General features: G+C 70.8%; 18 protein-coding genes and 1 pseudogene. 5 read left to right on the forward strand and 14 right to left on the reverse strand.

The features are described 5' to 3' along the window. Positions 1–6: 6 nt before the first annotated feature. The 5 genes from ABZ848_RS21315 to ABZ848_RS21335 all read right to left on the reverse strand — a co-directional run bounded on the left by ABZ848_RS21315 (position 7) and on the right by ABZ848_RS21335 (position 4,738). On the reverse strand, positions 7–942 hold the full coding sequence (locus ABZ848_RS21315) for a 3,4-dihydroxyphenylacetate 2,3-dioxygenase (RefSeq protein WP_360833965.1): 936 nt from the start codon (positions 940–942) through the stop codon (positions 7–9). Beyond that, positions 935–2,395: an aldehyde dehydrogenase gene (locus ABZ848_RS21320; protein WP_360833967.1), complete on the reverse strand. Its 1,461-nt coding sequence runs from the start codon at positions 2,393–2,395 to the stop codon at positions 935–937. The genes ABZ848_RS21315 and ABZ848_RS21320 overlap by 8 nt, the downstream gene beginning before the upstream one ends. A 123-nt stretch (positions 2,396–2,518) precedes the next feature. Then, a complete protein-coding gene (locus ABZ848_RS21325) occupies positions 2,519–3,331 on the reverse strand; it encodes an acetoacetate decarboxylase family protein (protein ID WP_360833969.1) in 813 nt (270 codons plus the stop codon). Between the two features lie 11 nt (positions 3,332–3,342). After that, positions 3,343–4,548, reverse strand: a complete 1,206-nt coding sequence (locus ABZ848_RS21330) for an FAD-dependent oxidoreductase (RefSeq protein WP_360833971.1) — start codon at positions 4,546–4,548, stop codon at positions 3,343–3,345. A 1-nt stretch (position 4,549) separates the two neighbouring features. Beyond that, complete coding sequence (locus tag ABZ848_RS21335; RefSeq protein ID WP_360833973.1) at positions 4,550–4,738, reverse strand: ferredoxin; 189 nt, start codon at positions 4,736–4,738, stop codon at positions 4,550–4,552. A 291-nt stretch (positions 4,739–5,029) separates the two neighbouring features. Here ABZ848_RS21335 and ABZ848_RS21340 point away from each other — a divergent pair, with 291 nt between their 5' ends. Further along, positions 5,030–6,379 (forward strand): glutamine synthetase family protein, encoded by a 1,350-nt coding sequence (locus tag ABZ848_RS21340; RefSeq protein ID WP_360833975.1) that lies wholly within the window; start codon positions 5,030–5,032, stop codon positions 6,377–6,379. A 49-nt stretch (positions 6,380–6,428) separates the two neighbouring features. Beyond that, complete coding sequence (locus ABZ848_RS21345; protein ID WP_360834146.1) at positions 6,429–7,676, forward strand: cytochrome P450; 1,248 nt, start codon at positions 6,429–6,431, stop codon at positions 7,674–7,676. A 40-nt stretch (positions 7,677–7,716) separates the two neighbouring features. Here ABZ848_RS21345 and ABZ848_RS21350 read toward each other — a convergent pair. From ABZ848_RS21350 to ABZ848_RS21375, 6 genes and pseudogenes are all read right to left on the reverse strand, one after another. Next, positions 7,717–8,544: pseudogene (locus tag ABZ848_RS21350) on the reverse strand (alkaline phosphatase family protein); the annotation flags it as partial. 77 nt (positions 8,545–8,621) lie between these two features. After that, the gene (locus tag ABZ848_RS21355) at positions 8,622–9,599 is read right to left on the reverse strand and encodes a hydroxyacid dehydrogenase (RefSeq protein ID WP_360834148.1); all 978 of its coding nucleotides are present in this window, start codon (positions 9,597–9,599) and stop codon (positions 8,622–8,624) included. Positions 9,600–9,682: 83 nt separating this feature from the next. Further along, positions 9,683–10,453 carry a carbohydrate ABC transporter permease gene (locus ABZ848_RS21360; protein WP_360834150.1) on the reverse strand — a complete coding sequence of 257 codons (771 nt, stop codon included), beginning with the start codon at positions 10,451–10,453 and terminating at the stop codon, positions 9,683–9,685. A 62-nt stretch (positions 10,454–10,515) separates the two neighbouring features. After that, a complete protein-coding gene (locus tag ABZ848_RS21365) occupies positions 10,516–11,487 on the reverse strand; it encodes a sugar ABC transporter permease (protein ID WP_360833977.1) in 972 nt (323 codons plus the stop codon). A 94-nt stretch (positions 11,488–11,581) separates the two neighbouring features. Next, the gene (locus ABZ848_RS21370) at positions 11,582–12,886 is read right to left on the reverse strand and encodes a sugar ABC transporter substrate-binding protein (RefSeq protein WP_360833979.1); all 1,305 of its coding nucleotides are present in this window, start codon (positions 12,884–12,886) and stop codon (positions 11,582–11,584) included. A 176-nt stretch (positions 12,887–13,062) separates the two neighbouring features. After that, positions 13,063–14,160: a substrate-binding domain-containing protein gene (locus ABZ848_RS21375; RefSeq protein ID WP_360833981.1), complete on the reverse strand. Its 1,098-nt coding sequence runs from the start codon at positions 14,158–14,160 to the stop codon at positions 13,063–13,065. 218 nt (positions 14,161–14,378) lie between these two features. On the opposite strand from ABZ848_RS21375, the gene ABZ848_RS21380 reads away from it, so the two are divergent. After that, positions 14,379–15,047 carry a TetR family transcriptional regulator gene (locus ABZ848_RS21380; RefSeq protein ID WP_360834152.1) on the forward strand — a complete coding sequence of 223 codons (669 nt, stop codon included), beginning with the start codon at positions 14,379–14,381 and terminating at the stop codon, positions 15,045–15,047. Between the two features lie 186 nt (positions 15,048–15,233). Next, positions 15,234–15,647: a zinc ribbon domain-containing protein gene (locus tag ABZ848_RS21385; protein ID WP_360833983.1), complete on the forward strand. Its 414-nt coding sequence runs from the start codon at positions 15,234–15,236 to the stop codon at positions 15,645–15,647. Here the strand turns inward: ABZ848_RS21385 and ABZ848_RS21390 are convergent. Beyond that, positions 15,629–17,074 (reverse strand): Gfo/Idh/MocA family oxidoreductase, encoded by a 1,446-nt coding sequence (locus ABZ848_RS21390; RefSeq protein WP_360833985.1) that lies wholly within the window; start codon positions 17,072–17,074, stop codon positions 15,629–15,631. The two genes, ABZ848_RS21385 and ABZ848_RS21390, sit on opposite strands and share 19 nt — an antisense overlap. A gap of 203 nt (positions 17,075–17,277) precedes the next feature. On the opposite strand from ABZ848_RS21390, the gene ABZ848_RS21395 reads away from it, so the two are divergent. Beyond that, positions 17,278–20,058 carry a hypothetical protein gene (locus ABZ848_RS21395; protein WP_360833987.1) on the forward strand — a complete coding sequence of 927 codons (2,781 nt, stop codon included), beginning with the start codon at positions 17,278–17,280 and terminating at the stop codon, positions 20,056–20,058. Positions 20,059–20,124: 66 nt separating this feature from the next. On the opposite strand, the gene ABZ848_RS21400 is transcribed toward ABZ848_RS21395, so the two are convergent. Together ABZ848_RS21400 and ABZ848_RS21405 are read right to left on the reverse strand one after the other, a co-directional pair. Beyond that, a complete protein-coding gene (locus ABZ848_RS21400; RefSeq protein WP_360833989.1) occupies positions 20,125–20,511 on the reverse strand; it encodes a PPOX class F420-dependent oxidoreductase in 387 nt (128 codons plus the stop codon). A 9-nt stretch (positions 20,512–20,520) separates the two neighbouring features. Further along, complete coding sequence (locus ABZ848_RS21405; protein ID WP_360833991.1) at positions 20,521–21,279, reverse strand: type 1 glutamine amidotransferase domain-containing protein; 759 nt, start codon at positions 21,277–21,279, stop codon at positions 20,521–20,523. Positions 21,280–21,299 lie beyond the last annotated feature (20 nt).

Below are 21,299 nucleotides of genomic sequence, written 5' to 3' on the forward strand. Positions count from 1 at the left end.
GCCTTCCTAGGAGCGACGGTGCGGGTTGCGGGGTACGGCGGCCTCGTGCGCCTCCGTGCCGGTCCAGCCGTCGGCCGGGCGGTCGAACCAGAGGTGGACCTGGCCGGTGCCGACGGAGTTCTCGTACTCGCCGTACTGACGGGCCCGGGCGACGCAGGCGCGCTCGCCGAGGGCGCCGGCCATCATCAGGTAGTGGAAGAACTTCGCCTCGGGCTTGTGCTTCCAGAACTCGTCCATGGTGTCGAGGACCTTGTCGTGCCGGCCCTCCTTGAACCAGCCGATGCGCTCGTAGTCCGCCTCACGAGCCTGCGGAGTACGGATGTGCACGGGATCGCTCGCCTCGTGGTCCCGGATCTCGCGCAGCGGCCAGAAGGAGTGCGACAGCGCGCCGGAGGCGATGAGCAGCACCCGCCGCCCCGGCGTGGCGGCGATGCCGTCGGCCAGCGCTCGCCCGAGCCGCAGATGGTCCTCCATGTCCCCGGTCTGGCAGACCCCGATGGTCACCCACCGCTTGTCGGGCAGCCCCTCGCCGAGGAACTTCCAGAGGTTGATGGTGGCGTAGTAGATCGGCAGGTGGTCGTCCTCGATCGCGGTGATCCAGGTGCCGTGCTTGTCGGCGAACTTCTCGACGTTGCGGGCGAGTTCGGGATCGCCCGGGAAGTCGTACGGCATCCGGCACATCCCCCGCGGCAGTTCCTCGGAGGTGAACAGCCCGGCGCGCCGCTGCTGTGCGGTGACGACGAACTCGACGGTGGTCGCCCAGTGCGAGTCGAGGACGACGACGGTGTCGTAGTCGTCACGCTCGAAGACGTCCTCGCGCAGCTGTCGCAGCCCGCTGACGAGGGTGATCTCCTTGCCCTCGTTGAGCTCCAGCCGGTCGGCCTCGGGCAGCACGATGGTGGGGACGTGGGCGAGGAGCCCCGCCCCGACGATCTCACCCATGGTCGTTCCACCCCTTCGGTGCGGTGACGGTGTTCTTCAGGTCGCAGTAGAAGTCGAAGCTCCAGGTCCCGCCCTCGCGGCCGACGCCGGACAGGCGGGAGCCGCCGAAGGGGGCCTGCAGATCGCGTACGAAGAAGCAGTTGACCCAGACCGTGCCCGCGACCAGCTGTGCGGTGACGCGTTCGGCGCGCTCGGGGTCGCCGGTGGCGAGGGTGGCGGCGAGCCCGAAGCGGGTGTCGTTGGCGAGCCGGATCGCCTCCTCCTCGTCGCGGAAGGTCTGGAGGGTCAGGACCGGCCCGAAGACCTCCTCCTGCACGATCTCGGAGTCCTGGGCGACGTCGGTGAGCAGGGTGGGCGCGTAGTACTGGCCGTCCTTGCGATGCCCACCGATCACCGCGCGCGCCCCGGACGCGATCGCCCGCTGAACGAAACCGTCGATCTTCTCCAGCTGGTTCGGGTGGATGTTGGGGCCGATGTCGGTGGCCTCGTCACGCGGGTCGCCCTGCCTGAGCGCCGTCGCCTTGTCGACAAAGCGCTGTGTGAACTCCTCGGCGACCGACGCCTCGACAAGGAAGCGCGTCGCGGCCAGGCAGACCTGCCCGGCGTTGTCGTACTGCTCCACCGCGAGGTCCACGGCGAGATCGAGATCCGCGTCGGCGAACACCAACAGGGGTGACTTGCCGCCGAGTTCGAGGCTGAGCGGCGTGAGATTGGGAGCGGCGGAGGCGGCGATCCGCGTGGCGGTGGGCACCGACCCGGTGAAGCTGATCCGCCGCACGTCCGGGTTCGAGGTGAGGGCGTCGCCGATCTCGGATCCGTACCCCTGCACGACGTTCAACACCCCGGCCGGCAGCCCGGCTTCGGCGGCGATGTCGGCGAGCAGCGAGGCGGTCAACGGCGACCACTCGGCGGGCTTGAGCACGACGGTGTTTCCGGCGGCGAGTGCCGGGGCGACCTTCCAAGTGGCCAGCATCAGGGGCGCGTTCCACGGCGTGATCAGCACGCAGGGGCCCGCCGGGTCCCAGCTGACGTGGTTGCTGTGCCCACGGGTCTCGAAGTCCTCGTGCTCCAGCGTCAGCAACCAGTCGGCGAAGAAGCGGAAGTTGTGCGCGACGCGAGGCATGACACCCCGCCGATGCGACCGCAACAAGGCCCCGTTGTCGGTGGTCTCGACGATGGCGAGCTCTTCGATCCGCTTCTCGACACCATCGGCGATGGCATGCAGGATGCGGGCGCGCTCGGCACGGGAGGTGGCGGCCCAGGCGGGAAACGCGGCGCGAGCGGCGGAGACAGCGGCTTGCGCTTCGGCGGGCCCGCCTCGGGCGATGTCGCCTATCAACTCCCCGTCAATGGGTGAGTGATCCGTGAATGTGGCGTCGGAGGCGACACGCTCGCCACCGATCCAGTGCCGGGTGTCGACGGCAACGCCGGCGACGATGATTTTGTCAGCCATGAGCAGGGCTCCTTTTGAGAATGAGGGGAAGTGGATCTACTCAGGGGCGCGGAGCTGTGTCTTTAAGCGGCTCCGCCGCGTGGGCGCGACCAGCCACAACGAACCCGCACTCACCCACTGGCATCACTCGGCACCCGCCCCGGACGTCCCACTCTCCAGCAGCCGCCCCCCGTCCCAGACCACCCCGACCTGCCGGTAGTACGCGGCGATCGGCTCCCGAATCTCCAGCCGCGCCAACTCCTCGGTAGGCGCGTCGAAAAGCTCCAACTCCGCGTCACCGACCCACGGTTGACCGCCCTCGAAAGACGCCGCCCCCGACTCGATCAGCTCGTCCAGCGCCAGCCCCTTGCCCTTCTCGATCGAGGGCAGCCACCGATGGTGAGCCATCGGATGCGCGTTCACGAACCCGTTCGTCCCGGACGGCTCCCGCAGCGTCACGACAGCCTGCGCCAACCGCCGGTCGGCCGCGGCAAGCGTCGCCCCGAATCGTGCGCCCGCCTCGATCCGCGGAGCCGGCCCGTACGGATGCGGTCGCGTCTGATGGATGGAGCCGAGCTTCTTCGGATACCCCTGGTGCAGCCCGCGCGCGATCGCGAAGTCCTTGTCGACCCAGATGTACACGCACCGCGTGTAGGTCTGCCCCCGATACTTGCACCGGACGACCGCGAAGGCCTCCTTGTACTGCGCGAGCACGGGATCGAGGAGCTCCTGCCCCGAGCCCGAGCAGGACTGCCAGTCGGCCCAGATCAGAGCGACCGCGCCGGGATCCTCGTCGGCCAACTCCAGCGGCTCGGGCAGCAGTTCACGCACCCGCGAGGGATCCGTGCGGTACTCGACGGTGAGCAGGTCGCCGGAGTACCGCCACGGCGGCGAGGGAATCAGCGACGACGCACCGGTCGCCGTCTTCGGATGGAAGTAACCACGAACACCGGACATTGCAGGGTTCCTTACGCAGTGAGAGCGGGCTGCTTGAGCAACTGGGCCCGATAACGGGCCGCGCCCATCGCGGCCGACTGGCCGCCGAGCGCCACGACGCCGACCAGACGACCGTCGGCGTGGTACCCGACCAGGACGTCACCGTCCGGTGACCCGTCGAGGACCCGGACGTCACCGAGCCCCAGCACGGGCGCCCCGAAGGACTGCAACCGGAAGTCGTGCTGGTCGCTCCAGAACGTGGGCAGCGGTGCGAAGGGCGCCAACTCGCCCTCGGCACCCGCCAGATGAGCGATGAGCACCTTCGCCGCGTGCTTCGCGCTGTCCGTCGGGATGGACCAGTGCTCGACTCGCCGCGGCACCCCGTCGTACCGGGCGTTGGGAAAACGCGCGACGTCCCCGACGGCGACGACCTCGGGCCGCCCGCCCACCCGCAGCTGCTCGTCGGTCAGCACCCCGTCGGTGAGATCGAGCCCGTTCCCGTCCAGCCACTCGACGTTGGCCACGGACCCCACGGACTCCACGACCACGTCCGCGTCCAGCATGCGACCGTCGGCGAGCAGGACACCGGTCACCCGGTCCTCCCCCGCGAAGCCCGCGACCCCCGTGCCGAGCGCGAAGCGCACCCCGCGCTGCTCGTGCCGGCCGAGCAGCGCGCCGGCCAGCAGTTCGCCCAGCGGCCCGACCATGGGCAGCGGCAGCGGATCCACGACGGTCACCTCGGCCGCGCCGAGCCCCACCGCGGTCGCGGCGACCTCGCAGCCGATGAACCCCGCGCCGACCACGACCACCCGCGCGCCGGGCCGGGTCAGCTCGTCCCGCAGACCCTGCGCGTCGGCGATCGTTCGGACCGTGTGACGCCCGGCGACCGGCCCGGGGCAGCGGAGGCGCCGCGGCCGCATCCCGGTGGCGACGACCAGTCCGTCGTACGAGATCGTCGTACCGTCGTCGAGTTCCACGGTCCGCTCGTCGAGCCGGGCCGCGAGGATCCGCGTGCCGAGGCGCCATTCGACGTCGGCGGTGGAGGCCTTCGGGGTGAAGGCGAGCGATGCGAAGCCGGCGCGGCCCGCGAGGACCTCCTTGGACAGCGGCGGCCGGTTGTAGGCCATGTGGGGTTCGTCGCCGACGACCGTGATCGCCCCGCTCCAGCCCACCGCGCGCAGTTGCTCGGCGGCGCGCAGACCGCCCATCGAGGCGCCCGCGACAAGGATGCGGCTCATGTCAGTCCTCGATCCGGATGGCCTGGAGCGGGCAGACGTCCGCGGCCTCCTCGACCTCGTCGCGCAGCGCGTCGTCGGGGTCGGGGACGTAGGCGAGGTGCCCGTCGTCGTCGAGGCGGAAGACGTCGGGGGCCGCGAAGACGCACTGGCCGTGGTCCTGGCACTTGTTCATGTCGACGACGACCTTCATGGCCGGTCCTCCAGAGGGTGAGGGCGTCGGAGCAGGAAGAAGAAGGGGAAAGAGGGCCCGCCCGCCGGACGGACGGGCCCCTGCCAAAGGGATGCGGATTTCCGCGCCCCCAACTCGTTTGGCTTCAAACAAGGTAGGCAGAGCGCCACCCCTGGTCAATACCTATCCGTCTGGATAAATTCTTTTCCCGGACCCCTTGCGGTCAGCCCTCCCCCTTCCTACCGTTTGGCATCAAACAACTTCCGCCGGGCAGCCGCACCGCCCCGGCCTCTTCCTTTCGAGGAGACAACGGTGAGCGCTCACGACACCCCGGACCTCGGCCGCCATCTGGAGCGGCTCGCCGCCGACGGCATCGACGTGGTCCGGGTGACCTACCCCGATCTGATCGGCACCGACCGGGCCCGCGACGTACTCGTCGAGGAGCTGCCGAGGGCCGTGGAGCACGGCCTCGCCTTCTGCCGGGCCGTCTACCACACCAGCCCGCAGGGCGATGTGGTGCCGGTCAGCGGCGGCCTGGACGCCGGGCTGCCCGACATCGCCGTACGACCGGATCTCGACACGCTCGCGCCGCTGCCGTGGGAGCCGGGGGTCGCGGTCTGTCTCGGTGATGTGCGGGATCCGGCCACCGGGCAGCCGGCGCCCGAGTCGCCGCGCGATCTGCTGCGCTCGGTGCTCGCGCGCTGCGGGGAGCACGGGCTGCGGCCGGTGGTCGGGCCCGAACTGGAGTACTACCTGTGCGACGCGGACCCGGCGGGCGGCTGGCGGCGGTACGCGCGGGACGCCGGTGTCGTCTACACGGCCGGGCTGCGCGCCGACCCCGACAACCACCTGCTGCGCACGCTGCGCCAGGTCCGGGATCTGGACCTGGGCGTGATCAGCGGGAACCACGAGTTCGACGGCGGGCAGTTCGAGATCAACCTGCTGCACTCGGAGGCGATGTCGGCGGCCGACCGCGCGTTCCGTTTCAAGGCGGCGATCAAGGAGCTGGCGCGGCGGGAGGGGCGGCTCGCCACGTTCATGGCCAAGCCGTTCAACGACGCGGGCGGCTCCGGTTTCCATCTGCACCTGTCGTGCGAGGACGCCGGCGGGCGCAACGCCTTCGACGATCCTTCCGGCGGGTACGGTCTGTCGGCCACCGCCCGTCATGCCGTGGCCGGGGTCCTCGCCCACGCGCCGGCCCTCGCCGCCCTCGCCAACCCGACCGTGAACTCGTACAAACGCTTCGGCCCGGACACCCTCGCGCCCTGGCTGATCGACTGGGGGCTCGACAACCGCAGTGCCATGGTGCGCATCCCGCCGGAGCGCGGGTCCGGGGCGCGGCTGGAGCTGCGGCTCGGGGACGCGAGCGCCAATCCGTATCTGCTGATCGCGGGCACGGTCGCCGCGGCGCTGCTCGGTGTGCTCGCGGCCGAGGAGCCGCCGGCCCCGCTGGAGGGCTACGGCTACGACACCGCCCGCTCGGCCCTGCTGCCGACCACGCTCACCGGCGCCCTGGACGCGCTTGAGGCGGACACCGCCTTCGCCGACGTCCTGGGCAAGGACTTCACCGCCTCTTTCCTCGCCTACAAGCGCAACGAGGTCGATCGCTTCCAACGGCACGTCACCGACTGGGAGTTCACCGAGTACGCCTACCACCTGTGACGACTGGAGCCATCACGTGACCACTGTTGTTCCGGCCGCCGCCGAGCCCATGCCGCTGGCGGACGTCGACCTCGCCGACCTCGACAACTTCACCGACGGGGTCACCCCCTGGCGGATGTTCCACACCCTGCGCCACGAGGACCCGGTGCACTGGCAGCCGGAGGAGGCGCCCAACTCCGGTTTCTGGGCGGTGACCCGGCACGCGGACATCGCCCGAGTCGACCGTGACGCCGAGACCTTCACCTCGACCAGGTTCGTGAACCTGGAGGAGGTCGACGAGGACCAGATCAGGAAGCGGGCCTCCATCCTGGAGCTGGACGGCGTCCGCCACCGGGCTCTGCGCAGCGTGATCCAGCGGCAGTTCGGCGCCGGTGTCATCAACAGTTACACCGACTTCCTGCGCGGTCTGACCGCGAGGACCCTCGACGCGGCGCTCGCCAAGGGCTCCTTCGACTTCGTCAAGGAGGTCTCCGCGGACTTCCCCATCAACGTCCTGGCCCGGCTCCTCGACGTGCCGCCGGAGGACAACCAGCAGCTCATCGACTGGGGCAACCGGATCATCGGCAACACCGACCCGGACTACGCGGACGTGCTGCTGCACAGCGCGGAGAGCGAGAAGTACCGGGATCTGCCGTTCCGTTCGCCCGCCTCGCTCGAAGTCTTCGAGTACGGACGGGAGTTGGCCCGCCGGCGGCGCGGCGGTGACGGCACGGACCTGGTCTCCAGGCTCGTCAACACGACCCCGCGCGACGGAGTCCCGCTGTCCGCGCAGGACTTCGACAACTACTTCCTGCTCCTGGTGGTGGCCGGCAACGAGACCACCCGGCACACCATCACCCACTCCATGCTGGCCCTCCTCCAACACCCCGAGCAGCTGGCCAGGTTGAAGGACGACCCCTCCCTGATCCCGGGCGCGGTCGAGGAGTTCCTGCGCTGGGCCTCCCCCGTCTACCACTTCCGCCGCACCGCGACCCGCGACGTCCAACTCGGCGGCAAGCAGGTCAAGGAGGGCGACAAGGTCGTCATGTGGTACGCCTCCGGCAACCGCGACGAGGCGGTCTTCGGCAATCCGTACGACTTCGACGTCGCGCGGACCGACAACGACCACGTCACCTTCGGCAAGGGCAGCCCGCATCTGTGCCTGGGCAATCTGCTCGCCCGCACCGAGATCCGGATCATGTTCGAGGAGCTGATCCCGCGTCTGGCCGACATCCGCCTGGTCGGTGAAGTCCCGCGCGTGCGCTCGAACTTCGTCAACGGCATCAAGAAGCTGCCGGTGGAGGTCACGCTTGCCTGACGGCCTGCACGGCGGTCTCCGGCACGGCCGCGAACGGCTGGCCGTCCAGAGTCCAGTGCCGGTCGGGCTGTCGGCCCAGGGCGGCGAAGACCTGGGCGGCCACGTCGGCGTGGCGGAGGTGTGGTGGTGCCGCGTGGATGCCGGGGCCTGCCGCGGCCAGCCAGGCCGTGCGCTCCTCGGGCGAACGGCCGCCGTGGCCGCCCGCGTCGACATGGCCGTGGTCGGTGACGACCAGGAAGGTCCAGCGCTCCTCGGCGTACGAGGGGCGCGAGCGGACGGCGGCCAGCAGTCGGCCGAGGCGTATGTCGGCCTGCCGTATCGACGCTTCGTACTCTTCGCCGCAGCCCAGGAAGTGGGCGGTCTCGTCGGGTGCGCCCAGGTAGACGAAGGAGGCGTCGACGTCGTCCTCGGCGAGTACCCGTGCGGTCGTCTCGGTGATCTGCTCGTCGCAGTGCTCCCAGGCCTCGGGGGTGTCGGCGGTGGGGGCGATGTACGCGGTGCGGGACGGGGCGCGGAAGAGGGGGCCGCCGGCATGCGGCTGAAGTAGGGGCTGCCAGCCCGCGGCGACGAACGTGCGGCGGCCGTACTGGTCGGCCAGGCGGGTGGCGAAGTCGGGGAAGACGTCGAGTCGGTGACCGGTGAGGTCGTTGCTCCACACGCCGTGCTTGGCCACGGTCACGCCGGTGACGACGGTCGCCCAGCAGGGGCCGGACATGGTCGGTGTCTGGGCGTCCACCTCGACTGGGGTGAGGAAACCCTCGGCGGCGAGGGCGTCGAGGTGCGGGGTGGGCACGCGGCGCAGTGTGTCGAGGCGTACGCCGTCGATGCCGACGACGAGGGCGCGGCCGGGGTTGGGGGTGTCGGGCACGGGTTCCTTTCGTATCGATCGTTTTGCGCGAGTTGGACAGTTTCCCTCTGTTACGTCCGAGTCGCTCGGTGTTCCGCTCACGCCGACCGCGTCAGCTCGTCCGGCTTCACCTCGTGCTCGAACGGCAGGCCCTGGGCGTAGCGCGCGACCTCTTCGGTCGCCCAGTCGCTCATGCGGGTCAGCTCGTTGCCGAGGGAGCCGGCGATGTGCGGCGTGAGCAGCACGTTGGGGAGGGTGTAGAGGGGCGAGTCGGCGGGTGGTACGTCCGGTTCGGTGACGTCGAGGACCGCGTGGAGGCGGCCGGTGGCGAGGTGGGCGGTGAGGGCGTCGGTGTCGACGAGGGAGCCGCGGGCGGTGTTGATCAGGGTGGCGCCGTCCTGGAGGAGGGCGAGGCGGCGGGCGTCGAACATGTGCCGGGTCTCGGGGAGTTGGGGGGCGTGGATGGACACCACGTGGCTGCGTCGGGCGAGTTCGTCGAGGCCGACGGGGTGTGCGCCCAGGGCGCGGGCCTGGTGGGCGTCGAGGTAGGGGTCGTGGAGGAGGACGTCGAGGTCGAGCGGGCGCAGCAGTTCGATGACCCGGCGGCCGATGCGGGAGGCTCCGACGATTCCGACGGTGCGGTGGTAGTTGCCGTGACCGCTGTAGTACGTCAGGAGATCGGTCCGCTGCCGTGCCCGGGTGTAGGCGCGGGCCGCGTCGAGGACGCGTTTGCCCGCGAACAGGATGGCGGCGAGGGTGAATTCGGCGACCGGCAGGGCGTTGGCGGCGGCCGCGGAGGAGACCCGGATGCCGCGCAGCCACACGGCTTCGGTGACGTGGTGCTTGACCGAGCCGGCCGCGTGGACGACCGCCCGCAGCCGGGGCATGCGGTGCAGCGCGTCCTCCGTGAGCTGCGGGGCGCCCCAGTGGGTGAACAGCACTTCGGCGCGGGCGAGTTCGGCGGGGTCGGCCCGTTCGAGGTCGGTGACGGCGGTCTTGGTGTCGACGTGGGCGACGGAGGTGAGTCGGTCGAGGGCGCCCTGGGCGAGGAGGCGGCCGTGGACGTCGGCGCCCATGGCGAGGAGGGTGTGCGGGCGGGGCAGGGCGGGCGGTCGGGGCGGTGTGCCGTTCAGGAGGGTGCCTTCCGGTGCGGGCATCGTCACTTCACCGCGCCGGCGGTCAGACCGGAACGCCAGAAGCGCTGCAGGCAGACGAACGCGACGATCAGCGGGACGACGGCGACGAGGGAGCCCGTGATGACGAGCGAGTAGTACTCGGGCTGCTGCTGGGTGACGCTGTTCCACATGAACAGGCCCAGGTTGACCGGGTAGAGGTGGTCGTCGTTGAGCATGACGAGGGCGCCGAAGAAGTTGTTCCAGCTGGCGGTGAACGAGAACAGGAAGATGGTCATGAAGCCCGGCGCCAGCATCGGCAGGGAGATCCGGGAGAACAGGCGCAGTTCGCTCGCCCCGTCGACGCGGGCGGCCTCCAGGACCTCGTTCGGTACGTAGCCTTCGGAGAAGACGCGGGCGAGGTAGACGCCGAACGGGTTGACCAGGGCGGGCAGCAGCAGCGCCCAGTAGGTGTTGACGATCCCGGCCTTGGTGGCCAGGAGGTACATCGGCAGTTGGATGACCGTGCTGGGTACCAGGACGCCGCCGAGGACCAGCCCGAACAGCTTCTCGCGGCCCTTGAACTCGTACTTGTCGAAGGCGTAGCCGGTGGCCACACAGATGAGTGTGGAGGCGGCGGAGCCGATGACGGAGTAGAGGATGCTGTTGCCGAACCAGCGCAGGTAGATGCCGTCGTCGAAGGTGAGGACGCGCCGCAGGTTGGTCAGCAGGTCGAAGTCGCCGAAGGCGAAGCCCGGGGTGGCGAACAAGTCGCGGTGGTTCTTGGTGGCGGCGAACAGCAGCCAGCTGACGGGCATGAGCGTGTAGCAGGCGGCGACGACCAGGAGGCCGTTGACGGCGCCCTTGGAGAGCAGTGATCTCACGCGGCTGCCGCCTTCCACCGGTTGCCGAGCCTGGTGACCAGGTAGGAGAGCAGGACGCCGAGCGCGGCGAGCAGCAGGGAACCCGCGGCGGCCAGGCCGTAGTCGTGCCGCACGAATCCGGCCTTCCAGATGAACAGGGTGGGCGACCACTCGGTGTCGATCGAGGGCGCGCCACGCTGGTTGAGGAGCTTCGGCTCGGTGAAGATCTGGATCGCGCCGACGCAGGTGAACAGAACGGTCATGACGATCGCCGAGGCGATCATCGGCACCTTGATGCCCAGTGCGGTGCGCAGGGCGCCGGCGCCGTCCACGACGGCCGCTTCGATCACTTCGCGCGGTACGGCCTGCAGGGCGGCGTAGAAGATGACCATGTTGTAGCCGATCCACTGCCAGGCGGTCAGGTTGACCATGGAGGTGAGCACATGGTCGTTGCTGTAGAAGTCCCAGGAGCCGCCGAGCGCTCCGATCCAGTCGAGCACCGGGCTCAGACCCGGGGTGTAGAGGTAGATCCAGATGATCGAGGCGATCAGTCCGGGGATCGCATGGGGCACGAAGAGCGCGAGCTGGAAGAACCGCTTGGCGCGGGCGAGTGCGGAGTCGAGCAGGAGCGCCAGGGTGAGCGAGGCGCCGATCATCACCGGGATGTAGAGCGCGCAGTAGACGGCGATGTGCGCGAAGGAGGCCCGGAATCCGGCATCGGAGAGCGCCTTGGTGTAGTTGGCGATCCCGCTGAACACCCGCTCGCTGCCGCCGAACCCGAGCCCCGAGGAACGCTCCTGGAACAGGCTCATCCACGCCGCGTAGCCGATGGGCGCCGCCATGACCACGGCGAACAGGACGAAGAACGGGGTGACGAACAGGACGGCGGTACGACGCTGGCTGCGCCGCAGTCCGGATGCCCGCGGTGGATCAGCGGGCGGCCGGAGTCTTTCCGGACGGCGTAGGGGAGGTGCGGTGGGGGCTGCCACGGCGGCTCCTTGACGAGGGCGGTAAGGCGGATGGGGTCGGCAGGGGCGCCGGTCGGGGCCTTGGCCGGGCGCCCCGACCGGCGCGGTCGTCACGTCACTCGGCGAGCTTGAGCCCGCGTTCCGTGATGCCCGCTTCCGCCTTCTGCTGGCCCGCCTCGACGCCCGCGGTGAAGCCGGACTTGGCGGTGGCGTCCTGGACGGCGGTGTAGACGTCCATCTGGTCCGGGCCCCAGGTCCAGCCCGGCACGATCGTGTCGACCTGCTCGGAGGCCAGCTTGTAGAGGTCCTGGCCGTTCAGGTACGAGGTGTCGAACTTCGCCGCGGCCACCTCCCGCATCCCGGGGTTGGCCGGCAGCGCGCTGCTCGGCGAAGCGAGGTCGGCGAGGCGGGCCTCGACGCCGGCTTTGTTCGTGGTGAGCCAGGTGATGAACTCGGCCGCGGCCTCGGCGTGTTCGCTGCCCTTGAGGACGCCGTAGGAGCTACCGCCGTAGTTGCCGCTGGCCGCGGTGCCCCAGTTGGGCATGGGCGCGGCGGCCCACTTGCCCTTGAGGTCGGGCATGGAGGTCTGCATGCCGCCCGCCGACCAGGACGCGCCGAGGAAGGACAGGGTCTTCCCCGCCGTGCGGGCCTTGGTCTCCTCGGGGCTGTAGCCGGCGTACGACTGCACGAGGTCGTCCTTGATCAGGCCGTCCCAGTAGGAGGTGACCTTCTTGGTCGCGGTGTCGTCGACGCCGGCCTTCCAGGCGTCGCCCTCGGTGGCGAACCACTTGCCGCCCGCCTGCCAGGACAGCGCCGCCAGCAGCGCCGGGTCGTTCTTCGGCATCGAGGCCAGGCGGACGCTCTTGTCCTGCTTCTTGACCTTCTCGGCGGCGGTCCTGAACTCGTCCCAGGTTCTGGGGACTTCGATGCCGTACTTCTTGAACAGGTCGGTGCGGTAGTAGTACAGCTGCGGCGCCGCGTCGTACGGCACCGTCCAGGTCTTGCCGCCGAAGGTGACCAGGCTCTGGATGGACTGCGGGAATTTCGTCTTGACCGTTTCACCGGCGTACTTGGTCAGATCGATCAGATTGCCCTGGCTGGCGAACTCCGGGACCATCTGGTACTCGATCGTGGCCACGTCGGGTGCGTTGCCCGCCTTCACGGCGTTGGCGAGCTTGCTGTAGCCCTCGGTGCCGCCGGGTATCTCGGTGAACTCGACCTTGATGTCCTTGTGCGTCCTGTTGAACGCCTCGACCGTCGACTTGGCGCCGAGCGTCCAGGTCCAGTAGGTGAGGGTGACCGGTTTGCCGGCGGCGGATCCGGTCGAGTCGCCGTCGCCGCCGCAGGCGGTGGTGAGCAGGCCGAGGGCTGCGACGGCGGCGAAGGCTGCGGTACGGAACGAACGTGAAGTGCGCGTCATGCACTGCTCCTACGAGACCTCGTAAGGGAAGAGGCGGTCGCAGGACATCTTTTGTGCGCACACGATCGGAGTCAAGAGCGTTCGCGCAATACAATCAAAACGATCGCTCAATGCTCATCAACTGATCGGTTCGTCGGTTCGCTTCAGGCCGCTTCAGGCCGACTGATCAAGTCCCTTCAGGCCGGCTCGTCGGTCGGCGTACCGCCGCAGGACGCGCGGACCCTCAACTCCGGGAGCAGTTCGATGTGTTGACGCGGCCCGGGCCGCCGGCCGCCCCTGCGCTCCGCGAGCCGCTGGAGGAGCAGCTGCGCGGCCAGTTCGCCGACGGCGTGCGTCGGCGGCGCGACAGTGGTGAGCGGTACGTCGGCGAGGGCGGCGACCCCGTCGTCGTACGCGATGAGCGCCAGGTCGTCCGGCACCCGAATGCCGCGGGCCTGGAGCCTGGGCAGGAGCACGATCGCGTCCTCGTCGCTGTGCACGAGCGCGGCGGTGAGGCCCCGCTTCTTCACCGCTTCGACCAGGTAGTCGACGCTGGCCTCGTAGTCCCCGTGTTCGCGCACGGTCGGTGCGCCCGGGTCGGCCTTCAGGCCCAGCGCCCGCACGGCCGCCTCGAAGCCGGCGGTGATCTGGACGGCGTGCGGGCCCTCCTGGAGGACGGCGGTGATCCTGCTGTGACCCAGGGCGGCGAAGTGGCCGACGGCGACCGCGGCACCGTGCGCCCGGTCGGTGCCGACCCGGTCGAGGGCGGCGGCGGGGTTTCCGGGCGGGGCCGAGCGTTCGACGAGGACTGTGGGCACCGCGTGGTCCCGCAGCCACTTCTCCTGCCCGTCCTCGGGTACACCGCCGAACCAGCTGGGCGCCACCAGCAGGCCCTGTGCCCCGCCGGAGACGAGGTGTCCGGCCTGCACGGAGTCCTCGGCGTCGACGTATCCGCTCACCCCGAGCAGGAGTCGTCCGCCCTGGGCGGCGACGGCCTCGCGGGCGCCCCGGACGATGTCCGCGAAGATGATCTTCGTGGTCGGCACGATCATTCCGATCACCGCACCGTCGAGGCGCCCGGGCCGCTCCGCTTCCACGGCCGCGTCGTCGCCGGGCCACACCACCGCGCCGTGCAGCCGGTGCACCCGCCCCTGCGCGGCCAGCGCCTCCACGTCCCGCCTCAAGGTGACCGCGGAGACGCCGAGTTCGGCGGCGAGATCGGCGACGCGCAGACTGCCCCGCTCCCGGACGAGTTCGAGCACCTTCTCGTGGCGCTGGTCGACGTGCAGTCGCATGGGCTCCCCCTGGAGCGAGGCCGGACGAACGGGTCCCGGGCATGATCCCGAGCCGCCAACTCTATGCCCACCATCGTATCGATCGTTTGCGATCAATATGATCGGCGTTCACAAGGAGAGCACTGAGTTCCCTCATGGGTGTGCACTGAGTGCCATCAGGTGCGGCCGGATGCTACGTTCCGTGCATGAAGACGGAGGCGGCGGCCGGGAAGCCACCGATGCGGGACGCCCTGGTGGCGGCGGCGTTCCAGCTGTTCCTGGAGCGGGGTTACGAGCAGACGACCGTCGACGACATCGTGGCCCTGGCCGGCGTGGGGCGGCGCTCGTTCTTCCGCTACTTCCCCTCCAAGGAGGACGTGGTCTTCCCCGACCACGAGCGGTGCCTGGCCGACATGACGGCCTACCTCGCCAAGAGCGCGGACGACGACGAGCCCGTACACCGCGTGTGCGACGCGGCCCGGCTGGTGCTGCGGATGTACGCCGAGAACCCGACCTTCTCCGTACAGCGCTACCGGCTCACCAAGAAGGTGCCGGGGCTGCGCGCCTTCGAGCTGTCGGTGGTGTGGCGCTACGAGCGCGCGCTCGCCGAGTACCTGCGGGCGCGCTTCGCGGGCCGCCGGGACGGGACGCTGCAGGCCGACGTGATCGCGGCGGCCGTGGTGGCGGCGCACAACAACGCGCTGCGTTCCTGGCTGCGTTCGGACGGACAGGGCGACGCGAGCGCGACGGTGGACCACGCGCTGGGATACGTGCAGTCCGCTTTCGGGACCGCGCCCGCGCCGCTGCAGGTCGAGCTGCCCGAGGACGTGGTGGTGGTCGTGGCCCGGCGCGATGCCCCGCTGTGGCGGGTGGTCCAGGAGATCGAGTCGGCGCTCGGCCGCGGCTGACCCACCCACGCCCACCGAGGGCTGCCCCTCGCGCCCGCCCCCTCTGGCCTGCGGAAACATCCCCGTCAAATTGAGGGTACGCAGTGCCTTTACGGCTGGCACTCAGTGCCATACATTGGGGCTGTGCACGGTGGCACAGCGAACCGCGCACGTGGGAGTCCGCCCTAGCGCAGGGAGTTGACCAGCGTGTACCACCACTCAGGAAGCGTTGCCCGTCAGACCGCCGGCTCCGGGGCGGGCCTGCTCGATCCCCTGGCGTCGGACTCGGAGAACATCGTCTTCCAGCGCTGCACCTGGTGCGGCACGGCCATGTACCACCGGCTGCTGTGTCCGGTCTGCCAGGGCAGCGACCTGCGGACGGAGCGCAGCGAGGGCGTGGGCACGGTCCGGCACGCCACGATCGTGCACCGCAACACCCCCGCCGCGCGCAATGTCTCGCTCGTCGAGCTGGCCGAGGGCTTCGTGGTGCGCGGCCGGGTGATGGGCCCGCTGATCGGCATCCACAGCGGCGACCGGGTCCGGCTGTCCACCGCCAAGGACCCGGTGCGCGGCGAGCCGGTCTTCCAGCTGATCGACGAGCCCTACCGCGCCTGGACCTGACCCGCCTGCCCCACCACCCCGGGGATCAGATCCCGCACGGCGACGGGCCGCCCGGTCTCGAAGCACCGGTTGGCGGCGAGGCCCACGGCAAGCGCGAGGGCACCGTCGCGCTCGGTGGCGGTGGGGTGCAGCGCGCCTCCCGGATCCGCCGGACTCCCACCGTCAGGTTCCGCCGGACTCCCAGCGCCCGGATCCGACGCACCCCCTGCGCCCGTGTCCACCGGGCTCCCACCCTCCGCGTCCACCACCCCGAACAGCGCGTCGAGCATCCGCGGATCTCCCCCGCCGTGCGCCTCATGCGCGGCGTCCAGCGGGATGTCGACCGGCGGCTTCCACAACGGGCGCAGCGTGAGCCGCGCGCCGCCCGCGTGCTCGGCGGCCGTATCACCGTGGAGCGCACCGCTGTTGGAAGTGACTCGGGTGACCGGGGCCTGCCAGCGGCTCTCCTCGACCTCCAACTCCACCCGCCCGGCGCTGCCGTTGAACATCACGCGGTAGCCCTCCCACGGCGAGTACGCGGTGAGGTGGTACGTCATCGTCGCCCCGCGCGTGTAGCGGACGAGGACCGCCATGTCGTCCTCGATGGTGACCGGCCCGCCGAAGACATTGCGGTCGCGGAGGTATCCGTCGTCCTGCTCGGCGTCGAGGTAGAGGGCGCGCAGGGTGTCGTTGGCCGCGAGGTCCAGGGCGAAGGGGTCGTCGGCGGCGGCCTCGGCGCCGTGGGCGCGCTCGTACCCCCGGCGCAGCCCGTGGCGTTCGCCCGCCTCACGGCCGTAGAAGCCGAGCCGTCCGTAGCCGAAGACCTCCTGCGGCTCGTCGGCGAGCCACCAGTTGACCAGGTCGAAGTGGTGGCTCGACTTGTGGACCATCAGGCCGCCGCTGTTGTGTTTCTCGCGGTGCCAGCGGCGGAAGTAGTCGGCGCCGTGCCGGGTGTCGAGGAGCCACTCGAAGTGGACGGAGAGGATCTCGCCGATGCTCCCCTCGGCGAGCAGGGCGCGGACCTTCTCGTGGACGGGGTTGAAGCGGTAGTTGAAGGCGACGGTGAGTGAGTTGCCGGTGGCCCTGACCGTGTCGAGGATGCGGGCGCAGCGGGCCGCGTCGACGGTCATCGGCTTCTCGGTGACGACCCGGCAGCCCGCCCGCAGTGCGGGGATGATGTAGCGGTCGTGTTCGGCGTCGACGGTGGTGACGACGACCTCGTCGATGTCCTCCTTGGCGAGCATGTCGGCGAAGCGGTCGGGTTCCCAGGTGGTGGCGGCGGGTTCGCCGGCGCCGGTGAGCAGGCCGTTGTGGAAGGCCATCCGGGTCGGGTTCGGGTCGCACAGGGCGGCCACGCGGTGGCCGGGGCGGGCGGCGAGGCCGTGGGTGAAGGTCTGGGCGCGGTGGCCGGTGCCGACGATCGCGGCGCGCAAGGGAGTTCGGCTCATAGGGGGTGCCCTATCCCGGAGGCCGGGCACGCATGCCTGTCCGGCCGGGTTGGCGCGAACGTGTCGGCGACCGTCGATCACATCGTCGTACACAGACAACCCACAGGCTCTTCTTCACGTCCTCCGGTACGCGAGCGGCCTCCGCTGACCAACGGGGTGCCTGAGCTCGCTACTTGAGGATCGCAAGACGAAGGAGGGGCATCTTGATCCGTGCCCGGCGAATATGGGTGGCCGCTGTGGCGGTGCTCGCGGTGGCGGGGGGATCGCCAGGGTTGGCACAGGCGGCGCAGCCGTCGGATGCCGGACCGTCGGCGGCGGTGACCGACAACGGCAGTGATCTGCCGCCCGGTTGGAAGGTCATCGGTGAGGGGGCCGGCCGGCAGCTGGTGTGGCGTTCGAGCGCACCGGTGGCGATGGGGGACGCGCGCGTCGACTTCTACGCGGGCGGGCGGCTGCTCGGCCATCCGGAACCGGGGAAGGACGGGCGCACGTTCCGTCTCGACCTCGCGGACACCGGGGCTTCGAGCCCGCTGAAGGACCTTGAAGTACGTGCCGGTGGGCGGGAGTTGGACGCCGCCGGACGTGCGCAGGCCCCGCACGGCCGGAGTTCGGTGGCCGCGGCCCGGCCGCCCGCGCAGCTCCCGGCGAACTCCGTCGACCCGGGAAAGCCGGGCTCGTACCGCACGACCACCGGCGAGTACGACCTCGACCCGGTGAAGCTGCCCGACTTCCCCGAGCCGGTCGAGATGAAGGCCGTGGTGGTCGCGCCGAAGGGCGCCACCGGCAAGCGTCCGCTCGCCCTGTTCCTGCACGGCCGCCACGCCACCTGCTACAAGGGCGAGGACGTGACCGGCGACTGGCCCTGCCCGCAGGGCACCAAGCCGATCCCCAGCTACCGCGGCTATCTGCGCGACCAGCGACTCCTCGCCTCGCAGGGCTATGTGACCGTCTCCATCTCGGCGAACGGCATCAACGGCCAGGACTACGCGGCCGAGGACGGCGGCGCGCAGGCCCGTTCCTCGCTGGTCCGGCAGCACCTGGCCCGCTGGGCCGACTGGGCGGCGAACCCGGGCTCGGCGCCCGCCGTCGTCCGTGACGCGCCGAAGGCCGACCTCTCCCGCGTGCTGCTCGTCGGGCACTCGCGCGGCGGCGAGGGCGTCAACCGCGCCGCGCTGGACAGTCTGTACCCGCCGCCCGCCGCACAGGACGGCTACCACGGCCCGGTGCGCTGGCACATCCGCGGCAACGTGCTGATCGGACCGACGATCTTCGGCCAGAACCCGGTCGCGGACGTGCCGTCGGCGACGATCCTGCCCGGCTGCGACGGCGACGTCTCCGACCTCCAGGGCGAGGCGTTCGTCGACGGCACCCGCGGGATCAGCCGGGGCAAGGCGCTGCACAGCGCGGTGTACGTGGTCGGCGCGAACCACAACTTCTTCAACACGGAGTGGACTCCGGGTCAGGCCCAGGCGCCCTCGGACGACGACTTCTACGACGACCCGCAGCAGCGGGACCCCGTGTGCTCACCCGGCACCGCGACCCGTCTCACGGCGAACCAGCAGCACAAGGCGGGCAGCACCTACATCGCCGCCGCGGCCCGGCTGTTCGTCGCGGGCGACGACAAGGTACGGCCGCTGCTGGACGGTTCCGGCAAGCGGGCTCCCTCGGCGGACCCCGCGCGCGTGCTCACCCACGCGGTCGGCGCGAACCGGGCCGGTGGATTCCTGCCGGACGGCAAGATGTCGGTGACGGGCGCAAAGCTGTGCTCGGCCGTCGACCCGGACGTCAACGTGGCCTGCCTGGGCCCCGGCACCAAGGGCTCCTCACCGCACTTCGCGCAGTGGGAGACCGAGCGCGAGGTCGGCCGCCGCGCCGTGGCACTGCACTGGACGCGCGCCGGATCGGCCGTGAAGGTGCGCCCCGGCACGCCGGTGAAGCTCGCCGGCGCCAAGGACCTCACCCTGCGCGTGATCGTGCCGCCCGGCTCCACCGGCACGAAGCTCGACGTGTCCCTCACGGACACCCACGGCAAGCGGGCCGGCCTCGGCCGCGTCACCGTCGACGGGCTGCCGGGCACCGAACGCACCTCCTCCTACTGGGCGCGCGAGGTCCGTGTCCCGCTCACCGCCGCGACCCGGGCCGGTCTCGACCTCGGGCACGTCAAGTCCCTTGAGCTGACACCGCGTTCGACCACGGGACGGGCCTGGCTGATGGACGCCTGGGGCTGGCGCCCCGGCACCCCGGCGGTGCGGGAGGCCGTGCTGCCGCGCGTCGACATCGGCCGTACGACCGTCAAGGAGGGCGACGCCGGCACCCGCACGTACACCGTGCCGGTGCAGGTCTCCGGGCAGGGCAGCGGCCAGGTGCGCGTCTACGTCGTCGATCCGGCCACCGGCAGGACCAAGCAGCACCTGGCGACCGTCCGGCCCGGCGGTCACGACATCGACGTACCGGTGACGGTGCAGGGCAACACCCGCTTCTCGTACGACGTCGACAACACGGTGCTGGTCAAGGCCGTCCGGGGTGCCGTCATCGGCGCCTACCGCGGCGGGGTGACCGTGCGGAACGACGACCCGATGCCCACGATCGGCGTGCAGCCGGTGGCGGACCGGGTCGCCGAGGGGCAGCCCCTGAAGTGGAAGGTGACCCTGTCCGAGGCCGCCGACGTGGACCTCGGCGTGTACTTCGCGATCGCTCCCGTCACCGGTGGCCCGGAGCTGTCCACGAAGGACGTGGACCCGGCGTGGCTCGAGAACGCTTCGGGCGAGAAACCGGACCCGGAACGCCCGCTGTCCTCGATCCAGTACCTGTACCTCGGCGCGGACATCCCGGCCGGCAAGCTCAGCGGCGAGGTGGACCTGCCGACGATCAGGGACCAGGTCACCGAGCCCGCCGAGTCGGTGCTCTTCCGGTCGACCGACGACAACGGCGACCCGCGGCCCGGCGGTCCGGAGCTGAAGGGCACGGTGGTGGACGCGTCGTAGCCCGGCACGAGCCATGACGACGGCCGCGCGGCTGCCCGACGAGGGGGCCACGCGGCCGTACGCGTCTCAGGCGTCGAGCGTGACGCGGATGCCGACGGTTCCCTTCAGGCCCCGCCGCAGGCGGCTGCCGAGCAGGGTGAGGCGGCCGGCGATGCCGTACTTGCGGGCGATCAGCTGCCGGTAGCGGGCGACGGTCGCCTCGTCGGTGATCTCGGCGGTCGCGGGGAGCTGGGCGCCGGTGGGGTTGCCGCGCAGGTCGCAGGGGCCGACCAGGACGTCGCCGCGCGCCCTGATCCGCTTGACCTTCCAGGAGTCGGCGACCGTCCACACACCGAGCGTGTCGCCGTCGCGCACCACCCACACCGGGGTGGCGACCGGGGTGCCGTTCTTGCGGTAGCTCGTGATCAGCAGGTACTTGCCCGCGCCGAGCCGCTCCAGCGACGTGTCGTCCATGCCGAAAGTCTAGGCACCCGACCTCGCCCGGAGGAGATCCAGGTAGCGGCGGGCGAAGAGGTACGCGTCCCCCGGCCAGCGCGCGGACAGATAGTGGCCGTCCTGGACGACGAAGGCGGGCGAGTCGTCGGCGGCCGTGCCGCGCCGGGTCAGGACGCGCGGCCCGCGCTCGAACTGCCCTCCCGGGTCGGCGAGGGCGGCGCGCACCTCGTCCTCCACGTAGGCCGGATAGGTGCGGTAGTAGCGGCCGAGGCGCCAGGCGGTGGTCAGGTAGGCGGTGCGTTCCATGTACTTCGGCAGGCAGGTCGTCCGGCGGCCCGCCAGGACGCTGCGGCCGGTGGCCGGGTCCTCGGTGCGGGCCAGGACCAGCACGCCGTGGCAGATCGCGCCGACCGGCCGGCCCAGCGCCCAGAACCGGGCGACCTGCCGCTGGAGCGAGGTGGAGCCGAGGTACTGCCGCATGCCGGGCGCGTGTCCGCCGGGCAGCAGCAGTCCGTCGTACGCCGTCACGTCCACGTCGGCCCAGGCAGCGGGCGCGGTGAACTCGGGGGCTGCGGTGAGCTGTTCGTAGAACCGCTTGGGTTCGTCCTCCGCGCCGAGCCGCCCGAAGAGCACGCCGGTCAGCAGCCGCGGGTCGGCCTCGGGGCGGGTGCCGGCGCCTTCGGTGGCGAAGTCGACCTGGTGTCCGGCGTCGGTGAGCAGCCGCCAGGGGACGGCGACCTCCGTGACGTCGAAGTCGCGGTCGGGGAGCGGCATCAGCACACGCATGGGCCCATCATGCAGGGCTG

The sequence above is a fragment of the Streptomyces sp. NPDC047081 genome, assembly GCF_040643775.1.
GTDB lineage: Bacteria > Actinomycetota > Actinomycetes > Streptomycetales > Streptomycetaceae > Streptomyces.